The 15,301-nt window shown below is 68.8% G+C and carries 14 protein-coding genes and 1 pseudogene; 5 read left to right on the forward strand and 10 right to left on the reverse strand.

What is annotated here, in order from left to right:
* Positions 1 to 2: 2 nt before the first annotated feature.
* Genes KIT53_RS12075 through KIT53_RS12085 form a run of 3 tightly spaced genes read right to left on the reverse strand, consistent with a single transcriptional unit; the run spans position 3 to position 3,621 of the window.
* Positions 3 to 1,250 carry a hypothetical protein gene (locus KIT53_RS12075; protein WP_297752686.1) on the reverse strand — a complete coding sequence of 416 codons (1,248 nt, stop codon included), beginning with the start codon at positions 1,248 to 1,250 and terminating at the stop codon, positions 3 to 5.
* Positions 1,247 to 2,701 carry an 8-oxoguanine deaminase gene (locus KIT53_RS12080; protein WP_297752688.1) on the reverse strand — a complete coding sequence of 485 codons (1,455 nt, stop codon included), beginning with the start codon at positions 2,699 to 2,701 and terminating at the stop codon, positions 1,247 to 1,249. The genes KIT53_RS12075 and KIT53_RS12080 overlap by 4 nt, the downstream gene beginning before the upstream one ends.
* Before the next feature lie 11 nt (positions 2,702 to 2,712).
* On the reverse strand, positions 2,713 to 3,621 hold the full coding sequence (locus KIT53_RS12085; protein ID WP_297752690.1) for a LysR family transcriptional regulator: 909 nt from the start codon (positions 3,619 to 3,621) through the stop codon (positions 2,713 to 2,715).
* Positions 3,622 to 3,757: 136 nt separating this feature from the next.
* Here KIT53_RS12085 and gcl point away from each other — a divergent pair, with 136 nt between their 5' ends.
* The 4 genes from gcl (at position 3,758) to KIT53_RS12105 (ending at position 8,690) form a co-directional block, all read left to right on the forward strand.
* Complete coding sequence (gene gcl, locus KIT53_RS12090; RefSeq protein WP_297752692.1) at positions 3,758 to 5,548, forward strand: glyoxylate carboligase; 1,791 nt, start codon at positions 3,758 to 3,760, stop codon at positions 5,546 to 5,548.
* 24 nt (positions 5,549 to 5,572) lie between these two features.
* The gene (gene hyi / locus KIT53_RS12095; protein WP_297752694.1) at positions 5,573 to 6,385 is read left to right on the forward strand and encodes a hydroxypyruvate isomerase; all 813 of its coding nucleotides are present in this window, start codon (positions 5,573 to 5,575) and stop codon (positions 6,383 to 6,385) included.
* Entirely contained in the window at positions 6,382 to 7,281 is a 900-nt protein-coding gene (locus KIT53_RS12100; protein ID WP_297752695.1) for a 2-hydroxy-3-oxopropionate reductase, read from the forward strand. Before hyi ends, KIT53_RS12100 begins: the two co-directional genes overlap by 4 nt.
* A gap of 92 nt (positions 7,282 to 7,373) precedes the next feature.
* Entirely contained in the window at positions 7,374 to 8,690 is a 1,317-nt protein-coding gene (locus KIT53_RS12105) for a glycerate kinase (RefSeq protein WP_297752697.1), read from the forward strand.
* Here KIT53_RS12105 and KIT53_RS12110 read toward each other — a convergent pair.
* The 4 genes from KIT53_RS12110 to KIT53_RS12125 are packed head-to-tail and all read right to left on the reverse strand — an operon-like array spanning position 8,668 to position 11,798.
* Positions 8,668 to 9,594 (reverse strand): TatD family hydrolase, encoded by a 927-nt coding sequence (locus KIT53_RS12110; protein ID WP_297752700.1) that lies wholly within the window; start codon positions 9,592 to 9,594, stop codon positions 8,668 to 8,670. The two genes, KIT53_RS12105 and KIT53_RS12110, sit on opposite strands and share 23 nt — an antisense overlap.
* Positions 9,595 to 9,625: 31 nt before the next feature.
* Positions 9,626 to 10,051, reverse strand: coding sequence for a VOC family protein (locus KIT53_RS12115; RefSeq protein ID WP_297752702.1), 426 nt, complete (start codon positions 10,049 to 10,051; stop codon positions 9,626 to 9,628).
* Positions 10,052 to 10,065: 14 nt separating this feature from the next.
* The gene (locus tag KIT53_RS12120; RefSeq protein ID WP_297752843.1) at positions 10,066 to 10,827 is read right to left on the reverse strand and encodes an ABC transporter permease; all 762 of its coding nucleotides are present in this window, start codon (positions 10,825 to 10,827) and stop codon (positions 10,066 to 10,068) included.
* Entirely contained in the window at positions 10,827 to 11,798 is a 972-nt protein-coding gene (locus KIT53_RS12125; RefSeq protein ID WP_297752704.1) for an ABC transporter ATP-binding protein, read from the reverse strand. Before KIT53_RS12125 ends, KIT53_RS12120 begins: the two co-directional genes overlap by 1 nt.
* Positions 11,799 to 11,853: 55 nt before the next feature.
* Here KIT53_RS12125 and KIT53_RS12130 point away from each other — a divergent pair, with 55 nt between their 5' ends.
* Positions 11,854 to 12,948, forward strand: a complete 1,095-nt coding sequence (locus KIT53_RS12130; RefSeq protein WP_297752706.1) for a PA0069 family radical SAM protein — start codon at positions 11,854 to 11,856, stop codon at positions 12,946 to 12,948.
* On the opposite strand, the gene KIT53_RS12135 is transcribed toward KIT53_RS12130, so the two are convergent.
* The 3 genes and pseudogenes from KIT53_RS12135 to thiC all read right to left on the reverse strand — a co-directional run bounded on the left by KIT53_RS12135 (position 12,908) and on the right by thiC (position 15,284).
* Positions 12,908 to 13,135, reverse strand: a complete 228-nt coding sequence (locus KIT53_RS12135; RefSeq protein ID WP_297752845.1) for an oxidoreductase-like domain-containing protein — start codon at positions 13,133 to 13,135, stop codon at positions 12,908 to 12,910. The genes KIT53_RS12130 and KIT53_RS12135 overlap by 41 nt on opposite strands.
* A gap of 48 nt (positions 13,136 to 13,183) precedes the next feature.
* Positions 13,184 to 13,411: pseudogene (locus tag KIT53_RS12140) on the reverse strand (DUF1653 domain-containing protein); the annotation flags it as partial.
* A 10-nt stretch (positions 13,412 to 13,421) separates the two neighbouring features.
* Positions 13,422 to 15,284, reverse strand: coding sequence for a phosphomethylpyrimidine synthase ThiC (gene thiC, locus KIT53_RS12145; protein ID WP_297752708.1), 1,863 nt, complete (start codon positions 15,282 to 15,284; stop codon positions 13,422 to 13,424).
* Between the last annotated feature and the right edge of the window lie 17 nt (positions 15,285 to 15,301).

A 15,301-nucleotide genomic window follows, 5' to 3' on the forward strand; every position in this document is an offset into this window, starting at 1 on the left:
TTTCAGAGACGGCAGAGGGATGGCATGACCGCCAGCGTGGCCCACAGCCCCACCAGCGCCATCAGCATGCTCAGCCCGCCTGCCCAGACCAGCGAGAGCAGCCAGCCCGAGAACCCGCCGTAAGGGCCGCCCAGGCGCACCGACACCACCGAAGCGGTGGCCACCGCCGCTACCGCATGCCAAGGCAGCCAGCCACGCAGCGCCTCCATGCCCGGTGGGCGCCAGCCGCTACCGTGCAGCGACCACAGCCAGTGAAGGAACGCATCTCCACCGCGAAAGGCATAGATTGCGCCCAGCAGCAGGGCGGCATGCAGCAGCAGGCCCAGCAGGCAGGTGCCGTAGCCGCCGCTCAGGCGCAGGCCGCCAGGCATGGCGCGCGGCAGCAGGCGCAGCGCAAAGGCCAGCAGCGCCGCGCTCACCAGCAGCCATATCACCAGGGACGTGGCCGCCGCCGGCCCCAGGCAGTCCAGCGGCAGGCGCCGGCCTGGCACCAGGGGCTGGGCCTGCGGAATCAGCCAGACCGCCAGTACCGCGGCGAGCGAGACGCTCACCAGCAGCATCGCGACGGCGGTGGCCAGCGCACGCAGGCCACCCAGCCAGCCCCAGTACGGCGGACCGATGCGCCGGCCCAGGATCAACACCATGACCAGCAGCGCGGGCACCTGCGTGACCAGCAGCGCCAGCCCGATGGCCCGCGGATCGCGCACGCCGGGCGCCTGCAGGACGGCGTCGAGCGCCATGTGCGCCGGACGCCCCATGGCCTGCTGGTACAGGTCGTTCAGCAGCATGTGGGGCACCGAGCTGGCCATCGCGGCATCGCGCAGCAGGCCGGGCAGTTGCAGGTGGTTGAGCGTGAGCCAGAACAGGCCGGACTGCAGTGCCATATGGATCAGCCCATAGGCGAGAAAGGCGTAGAACGCGGTGCTGTAGCTGCGCCCGAAGGGCGGCAGGCGCTGAAGGCTGCCGGCCATCAGAGGCGTGAGCAGCATCAGCACCAGGGCCCCTGGCACCGCGAGCACGGCCGAGGGCACGATGACCAGGAGCAGCGCGACCGCGAGCACCAGCACGATCAGGGCGCCGCCGCCTCCACCGCCTCCGCCCCCCATGGGGACACCCGAGCCACCGCCCTGCCGGCGTGCCATTTCATCGTCCCAGCGCGCCCGATCGTTGCGGCCTTGCTGGAACGCGTCCCAGTTGCCGCCTGAGAAGGGGCCCTTGTTGTGACCTGATCGGTACGAGTCGTTGTTCATGCGGCGTTGTCCTGCAATGTCCGGGCCAGCCGATTGTGGCGCTCGACCAGCGGACCCAGGTCCACGGTGGTCGGTTGTCCGTCGCGCACGACGACCCGGCCATGCACCACGGTGTGGGAGGCCTGCGGGCTGGCGCACAGCAGCAGGCTGGCCACCGGGTCGTGGACTGCGCCGCCCGCAAAGCCCAGGGTGCGCAGGTCGAACAGCGCCAGGTCGGCGCACATGCCCGGTGCGAGGTGTCCGATGTCGCTGCGTCCCAGCACGCGCGCGCCACCGCGCGTGGCCATGTGCAGCGCATCGCGCGCGGTCATCTCTGCAGGACCGAGGTCGCAGCCGAAAAAGGTGCGGCCCTCGCGCACTTCTGGCGGTTGCAGGGCGCGGCCCACGCGTGCCAGCAGCAGCGCCTGCCGAGCTTCGTTGACCATGTGCGCGCCGTCGTTGCTGGCGCTGCCGTCCACACCCAGGCCCACCGGCACGCCGGCGTCCAGCAGGCGCCGCACCGGCGCGATGCCCGATGCCAGGCGCATGTTGCTGCAAGGGCAGTGCGCCACCCCTGTGCGCGTGGCGGCGAACAGCGAGATGCCTTCCGGGTCCAGCTTCACGCAGTGCGCGTGCCAGACGTCGTCGCCCAGCCAGCCCAGTTCTTGCGCGTACTGCGCGGGCGTGCGGCCGAAGGCCTCGCGGCTGTAGGCGATATCGTGGTCGTTCTCGGCCAGGTGGGTGTGCAGGCGCACGCCCATGCCCTTGAACGAACGGGCCAGGGCGGCGCTTTCTTTCATCAGGTCCGGGCTGACCGAGAACGGCGAGCACGGCGCCAAGGCCACCTGCAGCATCGCGCCGTGCGCGGCATCGTGCCAGGTCTCGACCAGGCGCTGGCTGTCCTTGAGGATCGCGTCCTCCCGTTCCACCACGCCGTCGGGCGGCAGGCCGCCGGCGCTGGCGCCCACGCTCATGCTGCCGCGCGTGGCGAGGAAACGCATGCCGATCTGCTGCGCGGCCTCGATGCTGTCCTCCAGCCGCACGCCGTTGGGGTAGATGTAGAGGTGGTCGCTGCTGGTGGTGCAGCCGCTCATCAGCAGCTCGGCCATGGCCACCTGGGTGGATACCTGCACCATCTCGGGCGTGAGCCCTGCCCAGACCGGATAGAGCCCGCGCAGCCAGCCGAAGAGCTCGGCGTCCTGCACACCGGGCAGGGCCCGTGTCAGGCTCTGGAACATGTGGTGGTGGGTGTTCACCAGGCCCGGCGTCACCAGGTGGCCGCGCGCGTCGATCACCTCGTCTGCCGCATCGCGCAGAGCCGGGGGCAATTCGGCGTCGGGTCCTATCCATTCGATGGCATGGCCGCGCACGAGCAGGGAGGCGTCTTTCAACTCCCGGCTCAGCGACGGCTCTTCGTGGTCGAAGGTGGCGATGCAGGTGGCGTTGCGGATGAGCAGGGTGGTTGGGGTCATGGCGGGTGGGGTCAGGCGCCGAGCCAGTAGTTTGGACGCGCATACACCTTCTTCAGGTGCTCGATGAAAAAGCGGATCCTGGCCGGCAGGTGGCGTTGCTGCGGGTAGACGGCGAGGATGTCGTAGGCGGGCAGGGCGAATTCGTCGAGCACGGTGACCAGTTCGCCGCGCCGCAGTTGTGCCTGTATCTCCCAGGTGGAGCGCCAGCCCAGCCCCAGGCCCTCGCTGACCCAGCGGTGCAGCAGCTCGCCGTCGTTGCAGTCCAGGTTGCCTTCCACCCGCACCGTCACGGTCCGTCCGTCCTGCAGGAAGTACCAGCCCCGCTGCTGGCCGCCTTGCAGGTTGAAGGCCAGGCAGTTGTGCTGCCGCAGGTCGTCCAGTGTCCTGGGCTTGCCGTGCTTGCGGAAGTAGGCCGGCGTGCCGCACACCACGCGCTGGTTGGTGGCCAGGCGCACCGCCACGAAGTTCGGGTCGATGGCGCCGCCGATGCGCAGGCCCAGGTCGTAGCCCTCGCGCACCAGGTCGACCACGCGGTCCGTCAGGTTGAAAGAGATCCGCACTTCCGGGTTGGCCTTGAGAAAGGCCGCTGCGTGCGGGGCCACGTGCAGCCGGCCGAAGGCCGCGGGCGCCGACACCACGAGGTGCCCGCTGGCACGGTGCTTCTGCGCCGACACCGTGGCCTCGGCCTGCGCCCACTGCGCCAGCAGCGTGCGGCACTCGTCCAGGAAGCGCGCACCCTGTTCGGTGAGGGCCAGGCGCCGTGTGGATCGGTGGATGAGTTGCGTGCCCAGGCGCCGTTCCAGCGCGTCGATGCGGCGGCCCATCATCGCTGGCGTGATACCGGCATGCAGCGCGGCGGCGGCCAGGCTGCCGTGTTCCATCACCTGCACGAAGGCCTCGATTTCCTTGAAGCGGTCCATGGCGGCATGTTAAACGCGCCAGAGGTGCATTGCATACTGCAGGTACCGAATCAACGTACCGGCGGTGGCATTCTCAAGAGAGCGGGTCTTCCCTAGCATCGATCCCAGTCCATCAACGCTGGTAAGGAATCGAACCATGGCCCGTATGACCGCGGCGCAGGCCGCCATCTGTGTGCTGGAGAAGGAAGGCATCACCCAGGCTTTCGGCGTGCCCGGCGCCGCCATCAACCCGTTCTACGCCGCCATGCGCCAGCGCGGCAGCATCTCGCACATCCTGGCCCGTCATGTGGAGGCCGCCTCCCACATGGCCGAGGGCTACACGCGGGCGAGGGCCGGCAACATCGGTCTGTGCGTGGGCACCAGCGGCCCTGCCGGAACCGACATGATCACAGGCCTGTACTCCGCGCAGGCCGACAGCATCCCCATCCTTTGCGTTACCGGGCAGGCGCCGCGCGCACGCCTGTACAAGGAAGATTTCCAGGCGGTGGACATCGAGCGCATCGCCCAGCCGGTGACCAAGTGGGCCGTGACCGTTCGCGAGCCTGCGCAGGTGCCACGCGCGTTCCAGCAGGCCTTTCATCTCATGCGTTCGGGGCGCCCGGGGCCGGTGCTGATCGACCTGCCCTTCGATGTGCAGATGGCCGAGATCGAATTCGACCCCGAGACCTACGAACCGCTGCCGGTCTACAAGCCGGCGGCGAGCCGCCGCCAGATCGAGCGCGCGCTGGACCTGCTGGCCGCTTCCACCAAGCCCTTGATCGTGGCCGGCGGCGGGATCATCAACGCCGATGCGGCCGACCTGCTGGTGTCGTTCGCCGAGATCACTGGCGTACCGGTCATTCCTACGCTGATGGGCTGGGGCGCCATTCCCGACGACCATTGGCTCATGGCCGGCATGGCCGGTCTGCAGACCAGCCACCGCTACGGCAATGCCACGCTGCTGGCCAGCGATTTCGTGCTGGGCATTGGCAACCGCTGGGCCAACCGGCACACCGGTTCGGTGGAGACCTACACGCGCGGCCGCAAGTTCGTGCATGTGGACATCGAGCCCACGCAGATCGGGCGCGTGTTCGAGCCGGACTACGGCATCGTCTCCGACGCGAAGGCCGCGCTCGAACTCTTCGTGGAGGTGGCGCGCGAGCGCAAGGCAGCCGGACAGTGGCCAAGCTACGCCGACTGGGCCGGCCGCTGCGCGGAGCGCAAGCGCGTCATGCTGAGGCAGACGCATTTCGAGCAGATTCCCATGAAGCCGCACCGTGTGTACGAGGAGATGAACCAGGTGTTCGGGCGCGACACGGTGTACGTGAGCACCATCGGCCTGTCGCAGATCGCGGGTGCGCAGTTTCTTCATGTGTACGGCCCGCGCCAATGGATCAACTGCGGCCAGGCCGGCCCGCTGGGCTGGACGCTGCCGGCCGCGCTGGGCGTGGTGGCGGCGGAACCCACGAAACCGGTGGTCGCGCTCTCCGGCGACTACGACTTCCAGTTCCTGATCGAAGAGCTGGCCGTGGGCGCGCAGTTCCGCCTGCCCTACGTGCATGTGCTGGTGAACAACGCCTACCTGGGCCTGATCCGCCAGAGCCAGCGGGGGTTTGACATGGACTACTGCGTGCAACTGGCTTTCGACAACCAGAACATGGTGAGCGACGAAGCGGGTGGGCTGCGCGGCTATGGCGTGGACCATGTGGCCGTGGTCGAAGGCCTGGGCTGCAAGGCCCTGCGCGTGACCGACCCGGAACAGCTGCAGGGCGCCCTGCGTCAGGCACAGCAGTTGGCCGCTCAGCACCGTGTGCCGGTGGTGGTGGAATGCATACTGGAGCGCGTGACCAACATCGCCATGGGGACAGAGATCGATCGCGTCAACGAATTCGAGGCCATCGACTGCCGTGCGCCCCAGGGGCTGGAGACCGCCGGCCTGCTGGATTGAACAGGAAAGACAAGGACCGACACCATGCCCAAGTTCGCCGCCAACCTCTCCATGCTCTGGAATGAGCTGCCCTTTCTGGACCGCTTCGGCGCCGCCGCGCGCGCCGGCTTCCAGGCGGTGGAGTTTCTGTTTCCCTACGACTTCGCGACCGAGGAGATCGCGCATCGCCTGCGCGAGAACCGGCTGGCGCTGGTGCTGCACAACATGCCCCCCGGCGACTGGGCGGCCGGTGACCGCGGCACCGCCTGCATACCTGGGCGGGAGACCGAGTTCCGTACCGGTGTGGCGCAGGCGCTGGACTGCGCGCAGGCGCTGGGCGTGCCGCAATTGCATTGCATGGCGGGCATCGCGCCGGCGGGTGTGAGCGAGGCGCAGGCCCGGGCCACGCTGGTGGCCAACCTGCGCCATGCGGCCCAGGCCGCGCGCGAACACGGCATCCGCGTGCTGCTCGAACCCATCAACACCTTCGACATGCCAGGCTTCTTCGTCAGCCGGCCGGCGCAGGCGCTGGCCATCCTGGACGAGGTGGGGTCGGACAACCTGTTCCTGCAGTACGACCTCTACCACGCCTGGCGCATGGGCGACGACCTTGCCCGCACCCTGCGCACGCAGTTGCCGCGCATCGCGCACATGCAGCTCGCCGATTCGCCGGGTCGCCATGAGCCCGGCACCGGCGACATGGACTACCGCAGCCTGTTCGATCTGATCGACGAACTCGGCTACGGTGGCTGCATCGGTTGTGAATACCGGCCGCGCGATGCCGGCGCGGGCGGTACCGACGTCGGGCTGGCCTGGGTGGCGGCGCATGGCCAGGCCTTGCAGGGAGAACACGCATGACCCGCGACGGACTCAAGGTGGGGTTCATCGGCCTGGGCATCATGGGCACGCCCATGGCGCTGAACCTGATGAAGGCCGGGCACGCGCTTTTCGTGGCCAGCCGCAGCCGCGTTCCGGAGGTGTTCGCCGAACAGGGCGCCACGGTCTGCACCAACGCCAGCGAGGTGGCGCGCCGCGCCGATGTCGTCATCACCATGGTGCCCGACACGCCACACGTGGAAGAGGTGCTGTTCGGCGAGAACGGCGTGGCCCGGGGTCTCGGCAAGGGCAAGCTGGTGATCGACATGAGCTCCATCAGCCCCACCGCGACCAAGGCCTTCGCGCAGAAGATCGGTGCCCTGGGCTGCGACTACCTGGATGCACCGGTCAGCGGCGGCGAGGTGGGCGCTAAGGCTGGCAGTCTCACCATCATGGTCGGCGGCCCGCAAGCCGCCTTCGATCGCGCCCGGCCGCTGTTCGAGGCCATGGGCAAGAACATCACCCTGGTGGGGGCCAACGGCGATGGGCAGACCACCAAGGTGGCCAACCAGATCATCGTGGCGCTGAACATCGAGGCCGTGGCCGAGGCCCTGCTGTTTGCCAGCAAGGCCGGTGCCGACCCGGCCAAGGTGCGCCAGGCCTTGATGGGGGGCTTCGCGGCCAGCCGCATCCTGGAGGTGCACGGCGAGCGCATGGTCAAGCGCGCCTTCGAGCCGGGTTTTCGCATCGAACTGCACCAGAAAGACCTGAACCTCGCACTGCAGGGTGCGCGCGAGTTGGGCCTGAGCCTGCCGCACACCGCCAGCGCCGCCCAGCTCATGCAGAGCTGCGCAGCCCACGGCCTGGCCGGTCTGGACCATTCGGCGCTGTGCCGCAGCCTGGAGATCGCGGCCAACCATGCCATCGCGCCGGACTGACGAGGCGGGAACGTTCAGACGGGCCAGGGGCTGGCAGGCCACCCGTTGAAACCGGTGCGTGCCGGCGCAGGCCCGCACTACACTCATCCCCCATGCCCAACCCGCCCTGCCTGAACGATCCCCGCGCCTTGCTGCGCCAGCTCTACGACGTGGCGGTGCGCCGTGCGCTGCCGCTGCACAACACCGCCGCTTTTCTGCCGCCACCGCCCCAGGGCCGCACCCTGGTGCTGGGCGCGGGCAAGGCCGGGGGCGCCATGGCGCAGGCGGTGGAGGCGCTGTGGCCCGCCGATGCGCCGCTCAGTGGCCTGGTGGTCACCCGCTACCACCACACGCCGCCGCGCCCGCCGGGCCTGGCGCAGCGCATCGAGGTGGTGGAAGCCGCGCACCCGGTGCCGGACGCCGCAGGTCTCGCGGCCGCGCAGCGCGTCCTGGCGCTCACGCAAGGTCTCACTGCCAACGACCTCGTGCTGTGCCTCATCTCGGGGGGCGGCTCGTCGCTGCTCACGCTGCCTTGTGACGGCCTCACGCTGGAGGACAAGCAGCGCATCAACCGCCAGTTGCTCGAAAGCGGCGCGCACATTGGCGAGATGAACACCGTGCGCAAGCACCTCTCCGCCATCAAAGGCGGGCGGCTCGCGGCGGCCTGCGCGCCCGCGCGCGTGGTCACGCTGACCATCAGCGACGTGCCGGGTGACGACGTGAGCGTGATCGCCAGCGGCCCTACCGTGGCCGACGCCAGCACCTGCGCCGAGGCGTTGGATATCCTGCGCCGCTACCGCATCGATGTGCCCGACGGCGTGCGCGCCGAGCTCGAACGCGGCACCCTGGAAACGCCCAAGCCCGGTGACCCTCGCCTGCAAGGGAACGAGGTCCACCTCATTGCCACCCCCCAGCAGAGCCTGGAAGCCGCCGCCGAGGCGGCCCGCGCGCTCGGGCTGCATGCCGTGGTGCTCAGCGACGAGATCGAAGGCGAGTCGCGCGAGGTGGGCAAGGTGCACGGGGCACTGGCGCGTTCCACCGCGCAGGGGCGCAGCAGCTTTGCGCGGCCCTGCGTCATTCTCAGCGGCGGTGAAACCACGGTGACCGTGCGCCCCCGCACCGAAGGCCAGGCCCGCGGACGCGGTGGCCGGGCCGGCGAGTTCTGCCTGGGCCTGGCGCAGGCCCTGGGTGTGCAGACCGGCGTCTGGGCCCTGGCGGCCGATACCGACGGCATCGACGGCGTGGAGGACAACGCTGGCGCGGTGGTCACGCCCGATACGCTGGCGCGGGCCGAAGCCCTGGGCCTCAAGCTCACCGACCACCTGGCCCGCAACGACGCCTATGGCTTCTTCGAGCCGCTCGGCGATCTCGTCATCACCGGGCCCACGCACACCAACGTGAACGACTTCAGGGCGGTGCTGGTGTTCTGAGAGGCTTCGGCTCTTGCGGCGGCGTCACCAGCCTGAGCAGGTTGACGCGCGCCACCAGGGTCTGTGCCGAGGGACTGAGCTGGCGCAGGAAGTTCTGCACGCTGCGGGCTTTCATGGCCTCGCTCTCGGCGGAACGGTGGCTGGCGTCGGTGCCGACGATGAAGCGCTCCGGCCGGGCTTCGATGAGCGCCAGCCATTGGGGCCACACGTTCTGGCCGTCGCGCAGGAGGGTGTAGTCGGGTGACCGGGGGTGCACCGGCCAGGTGCGCGCACTGAGTTCGTAGGTCAGGTTGGGGTGCTGATCGAGCATCCGCTGTGCCACGAAGAGGGGTGTGTAGCCACCGTGCGCCCAGATCACCGGCACGTCGGGGAACGCCGCCAACAGGGCCGAGAACTCGCGCAGGCGTGTCCACTCCGCATGCACCATCACCGGCACGCGGTGCTTGCGCGCCAGGCCGAGGATGCCGCGCAGCGTGGCGCCGTTCGGGTCGAAATCGGCCTCTGGCAGGCCGGGCGAAGGAAAGTGCGTGACCGATATTTCACCGATGCCGCGGAACCGGCCCGAGGCCAGCAGCGCATCGAGCGTGTCCAGCAGGCGCGGATCGTCCTGTGCCCAGGCTTGCCGGTAGGCGGCGCGTTCCGGTGACACCGATACGAAGGGGATGAAGCGCTCCGGTTGCCGCTGCGCGGCAGCGGCCACGGACCCGTTGTCGCTGTGGCGTCCCCAGAACACCACGGCTTGCTCGATGCCATGTCGCTGCATCAGTTCGAGCTGCATGCCCTCGTCGTTGAGGTGCACATGGGCATCGATGAAGGGAATGGGCGGTGATTCGTCTGCGCTGGAGGCCGTTGCGGCCCATGTCACGGCGGTGGCCAAGGCGAGGAGGGACAGCAGCTTGTTCATGTTCTGCCATATGCCCGTGAAGGTTCCGGCCTCAGCCCAGCGCGGCCAGCCCCGGGTTGAACACCACTTCCCAGAGGTGTCCTTCGGGGTCCAGGAAGTAGCCGGCATAGCCTCCGTAAAAGGTGTCCTGCGCGGGCTTGACGGTGCGCGCGCCGGCCTGCGCGGCACGCCGCATGAGGGTGTCCACCGCGTCCCGGCTGTCCACGTTGTGGCCCAGCGATACCTCCAGCGCGCTGGTGGGCTGTTGTGGTGGCAGGCCGGTGTCGGCAGCGAGGCTGCGGCGCGGCCACAGTGCCAGGCGCAGGCCGCCCTGCAACGAGAAGAAGGCGACCGCGCCGTTCTCGAACTCGGTGCCGATGATGCCCTGCGTGGGCCAGCCCAGGCCGTCGCGGTAGAAGGCGACGGCGCGCTCCAGGTCGTCCACGCCCAGGGTGATGACGGTGATGCGCGGCTCCATGGCGGACTCCGGGTTCAGCGGCGCAGCCGGTAGCCGGTCTTGAACACCCACCAGACCACGGCCAGGCAGGCGGCCAGGAAGACCAGCGTCATGCCGGTGCTCACGCCAATGTGCACGTCCGCCGCGCCATAGAAGCTCCAGCGGAAGCCGCTGATGAGGTAGACCACCGGGTTGAACAGGGAGAGCGTCTGCCACACCGGTGGCAGCATCTGGATGGAATAGAACGCGCCACCCAGGAAGGTCAGTGGCGTCACCACCAGCAGCGGGATCACCTGCAGCTTCTGGAAATTGTCGGCCCACAGGCCGATGATGAACCCGAACAGGCTGAAGGTGACCGCGGTGAGCAGCAGGAAGCCGACCATCCACACCGGGTGGGCGATCTCGTAGGGCACGAAGACGCGCGCCGTGCCCAGGATCAGCAGTCCCAGCATGACCGACTTGGTGGCCGCCGCCCCCACGTAGCCCAGCAGCACCTCCACCCAGGAAACCGGCGCGGACAGCAGTTCGTAGATGGTGCCCGACCACTTGGGCATGTAGATGCCGAATGAGGCGTTGGAGATGCTTTCGCTCAGCAGCGAGAGCATGACCAGGCCGGGGATGATGAAAGCGCCGTAGGTGACGCCGTCGATCTCGCCCATGCGCGAGCCGATCGCGGTGCCGAAGACGATGAAATAGAGCGAGGTGGTGAGCACCGGTGCCACGATGCTTTGCATGAGCGTGCGGAAGGTGCGGGCCATCTCGAAGCGGTAGATGGCCTTGATACCGTGGATGTTGATCATGGTGCGTGGGTCTCCCGGGCCTGGCTGACCAGGCTGACGAAGATGTCTTCCAGCGAACTCTCGCTGGACTGCAGGTCCTTGAAGGCGATGTGCTGCTCGCCCAGCGCGCGCAGCAGTTCGGCGATGCCGGTGTCGTCGCGCTGGGTGTCGAAGGTGTAGGTCAGCACCAGGCCGTTGCCCGAGAGTTCGAGCGGCCAGCGCGCCAGCGCGTCGGGCAACTGCGGCAGGGCGTGCTGCAGCGTGAGGGTGAGCTGCTTCTTGCCCAGCTTGCGCATCAGCGTGTGCTTGTCTTCCACCACGACCAGCTCGCCGTGGTTGATGACGCCGATGCGGTCGGCCATGTCCTCGGCTTCCTCGATGTAGTGGGTGGTCAGGATGATGGTGGTGCCGCGCTCGCGCAGTTCGCGCACCAGGCGCCACATGCCGTGGCGCAGTTCCACGTCCACGCCCGCGCTGGGTTCGTCCAGGAAGAGGATCTTTGGCTCGTGCGAGAGTGCCTTGGCGATCAGCACGCGCCGCTTCATGCCGCCCGACAGCGTCATGATCTTGTTGTCTTTCTTGTCCCAGAGCGAGAGGTCCTTGAGCACCTTCTCGACGTGGGCGGGGTCGGGCGCCTTGCCGAAGAGGCCGCGGCTGAAGTTCACCGTGGCCCAGACCGACTCGAAGGCATCGGTGTGCAGCTCCTGCGGCACCAGGCCGATGGCCTGGCGCGCCTCGCGGTAGTCGCGCACGGTGTCGAAGCCGTCGGCGACCACGCTGCCTTCGCTGGCCTTGGCGATGCCGCAGATGATGCTGATCAGCGTGGTCTTGCCCGCGCCGTTGGGGCCCAGCAGCGCGAAGATTTCACCGCGGTGGATGTCCAGGTCGATGCGCTTGAGCGCCTGGAACCCGCCGGCGTAGGTCTTGCTCAAGCCGCGCACGGACACGATGGGGTCGGCGGTGCTCACCGCCTGCGAAGGGTGTTGCATGGAGTCTCCTGAGGCGCTGCACTTTAGCACTGTTTTTGTGTACAGTGTCCGGACCATGCGCATCATCCCCATTCCCGTTCAGGCCATCAAGGGCCGGGGCGTGTCCCACCGGCAAGCCCACCGCTTCGAGCGCGACGCGCGCGAGGCCTTCGACGATGGCTGGGGCGCATGGGACGAGGCGGCCCGCGCGCGCGACGAGGCCGTCCCGCCGGCCACCGAAGTGAGTTGGGAGGACTGCCGCAGCGCCATCACCCGCAACGACTCGCCCGACGTCGGCTTCGCACTCGGCCTCAACCCCTACAGGGGGTGCGAACACGGCTGCGTGTACTGCTATGCACGGCCCACGCACAGCTACCTGAATCTTTCGCCGGGGCTGGACTTCGAGACGCGGCTCGTCGCCAAGCGCAACATCGCTGCGGTGTTGCGGCGGGAACTCGCCAGCCCCAGGCACGTGCCCGGCCTGCTGGCCATCGGCACCGTGACCGATGCCTACCAGCCCATCGAACGCGAGCTGCGGCTCATGCGCGAGGTGCTGCAGGTGCTGGCCCAGTCGCGCCACCCGCTGGCCATCGTCACCAAGGGCAGCGGCGTGGAGCGCGACATCGACCTCCTCGCGCCCATGGCCGCGCAAGGGCTGGCCGCCGTTTACGTCACGGTCACCACGCTGGACCCGAAGCTCGCGCGCACCCTGGAACCCCGCGCGGCCGCGCCCCACAGGCGCCTGCGCACCATCCGGACCCTGTCCGAAGCGGGCATTCCGGTGGGCGTGAGCGTGGCACCACAGATCCCCTTCATCAACGAAGACATGGAACAGGTGCTGGAGGCGGCCTGGGAGGCCGGCGCACGGCGTGCCTTCTACACCGTGCTGCGCCTGCCCTGGGAGCTCAGCCCCATGTTCCGCCAGTGGCTGGAGCTGCACTACCCGGACCGCGCCGCGCGCGTGATGGCCCGCGTGCAGGAGATGCGCGGCGGCAAGGACTACGACGCCGACTTCGCCCAGCGCATGCGCGGCAGCGGCATCTGGGCCGACCTGATCCGGCAGCGCTTCGACAAGGCCTGCGCCCGCCTGGGCTTGAACCGCGAAAGGGAGCCGCTGGATGCCTCGCAGTTCAGGCCGCAGGCGCTGCGGGCACAGCAGGAGCTGTTCTGAGCGGGAGGGCCGGCATGGCCGCCAGCGCGTCCTCGCGCCAGAAGCCCAGCGCCGCGTAGTAACCCTCCCACACGCAGCCGTTGCAGCCGCGTCCGCAACAGGTCTGGGGCTCCGGTGGCGGCGGGCGCAGGGCGGTGTCCAGGTCCTGGCCCTGGCGCCGTGCGAGGCCGCGCAGGTGGGCCACCAGCGCGCGTGCCGTGGGCAGATCCACCAGCGGCACGGTGGCCGGGTCGTGCCGGCTGAAGCGTGCCTGCTCGCGCCCTTCGAACACGCCGACTTCGGCGAACATCGCCGCTGGCCGCACCCACAGGCCGAAGCCGCCGTACAGCGCCCGGTACAGCGTCATGCCCTGCAGTGTCTCGCTGCAGCGCACGGTGTCCAGCACCTCGTACCAGCCACCCTTGTAGTGGCGGTAGAGGCCCGGTGGCGTGGGCAGCAGCGTGGGCAGGTCGTCGTCGGTCATGCCGGGAAGTTTAGTTCTGCACCAGCGACGCCACCGGCACGTAGAAGGCGCCGCCCGCGGCCTTGAACTCGGCGGACTTCGTGGCCATGCCCTTCTCCGCGTAGTCGCGCACGTCCTGCGTGATCTTCATCGAGCAGAACTTCGGGCCGCACATGCTGCAGAAGTGCGCTTCCTTGCTGCTGTCCTTGGGCAGGGTCTCGTCGTGGAAGTCGCGCGCGGTGTCCGGGTCCAGACCCAGGTTGAACTGGTCGTGCCAGCGGAACTCGAAACGCGCCTTGCTCATGGCATCGTCGCGTGCCCGCGCACCCGGGTGGCCCTTGGCCACGTCGGCCGCGTGCGCGGCGATCTTGTAGGCGATCAGGCCTTGCTTCACGTCGTCGCGGTCCGGCAGGCCGAGGTGCTCCTTGGGCGTGACATAGCAGAGCATGGCGGTGCCCATCCAGCCGATCATGGCGGCGCCGATGGCGGACGCGATGTGGTCGTAGCCCGGTGCGATGTCGATGGTCAGCGGGCCCAGGGTGTAGAAGGGCGCCTCATGGCAGTGCTTGAGCTGCTCCTCCATGTTGGCCTGGATCAGGTGCATGGGGACATGGCCGGGGCCTTCGATCATGGTCTGCACATCGTGCTTCCACGCCAGTTGCGTGAGTTCGCCCAGGGTGCGCAGTTCGGCGAACTGGGCCTCGTCGTTGGCGTCTGCCGCGCTGCCCGGGCGCAGGCCATCGCCCAGCGAGAAGCTCACGTCGTAGGCTTTCATGATCTCGCAGATCTCCTCGAAATGCGTGTAGAGGAAACTCTCCCGGTGGTGGGTGATGCACCACTTCGCCATGATGGAGCCGCCGCGCGAGACGATGCCGGTGCGCCGGTTGGCGGTGAGGTGCACGAAGGGCAGGCGCAGGCCGGCGTGGATGGTGAAGTAGTCCACGCCTTGTTCGGCCTGTTCGATCAGCGTGTCGCGAAAGACGGCCCAGCTCAGGTCTTCGGCGACGCCACCTACCTTCTCCAGCGCCTGGTAGATCGGCACCGTGCCGATGGGTACCGGTGCATTGCGCACGATCCAGTCGCGCGTGGTGTGGATATGGCGGCCGGTGGAGAGGTCCATCACATTGTCCGCTCCCCAGCGGATCGCCCAGACGAGCTTGTCCACCTCTTCCTCGATGCTGGACGTGACGGCGGAATTGCCGATGTTGGCGTTGACCTTCACCCGGAAGTTGCGCCCGATCGCCATCGGTTCGAGTTCGGTGTGGTTGATGTTGGCTGGAATGATGGCGCGGCCGCGTGCCACCTCATCGCGCACGAATTCGGGCGTGATGTGCTGCGGCGTGCTTGCCCCCAAAGGGTTGCCGCGCAGGCGCTCCTCTCGCGCGGCATCTGCCAGGTAGTCGGCCATCCATTCCCGGCGGCCGTTCTCGCGGATGGCCACGTACTCCATCTCCGGCGTGACGATGCCCCGCCGCGCGTAGTGCATCTGCGTCACGTTGTGGCCGGCGCGCGCGCGCCGGGGTGTGCGCTGCAGGGCGGCGGCTTGCTGCCGCAGCGCCTCCATGCGGCCGGCTTCGTGCTTGTCGGCCTTCACGCCGTCGTCCAGCGCCTGGCGCTCGCGGCCGGCATAGGCCTCGGTATCGCCGCGCGCCGCGATCCAGGCGGTGCGCACCTCCGGCAAGCCCTGCCGGACGTCGATGGTCGCGCCTGGATCGCTGTAGGGGCCGGAGGTGTCGTAGACGGTCACGCGCTCCCCATTGGTGAGCGCGATCTCGCGCATGGGCACCTGCACGCCCGGCGTCTGGCCGTGTTCGTACACCTTGCGTGAGGCGGGGAAGGGGGTCCGGCTCTGGGCGAGCTGGGTGGCGAAAGGGAAGAGGTTGGGGGCGTTCATGTCGGGCGGTCTCCGTT

Origin of the sequence: Hydrogenophaga sp., from assembly GCF_026125785.1 — a bacterium.
Taxonomy (GTDB): Bacteria; Pseudomonadota; Gammaproteobacteria; order Burkholderiales; family Burkholderiaceae_C; genus Hydrogenophaga.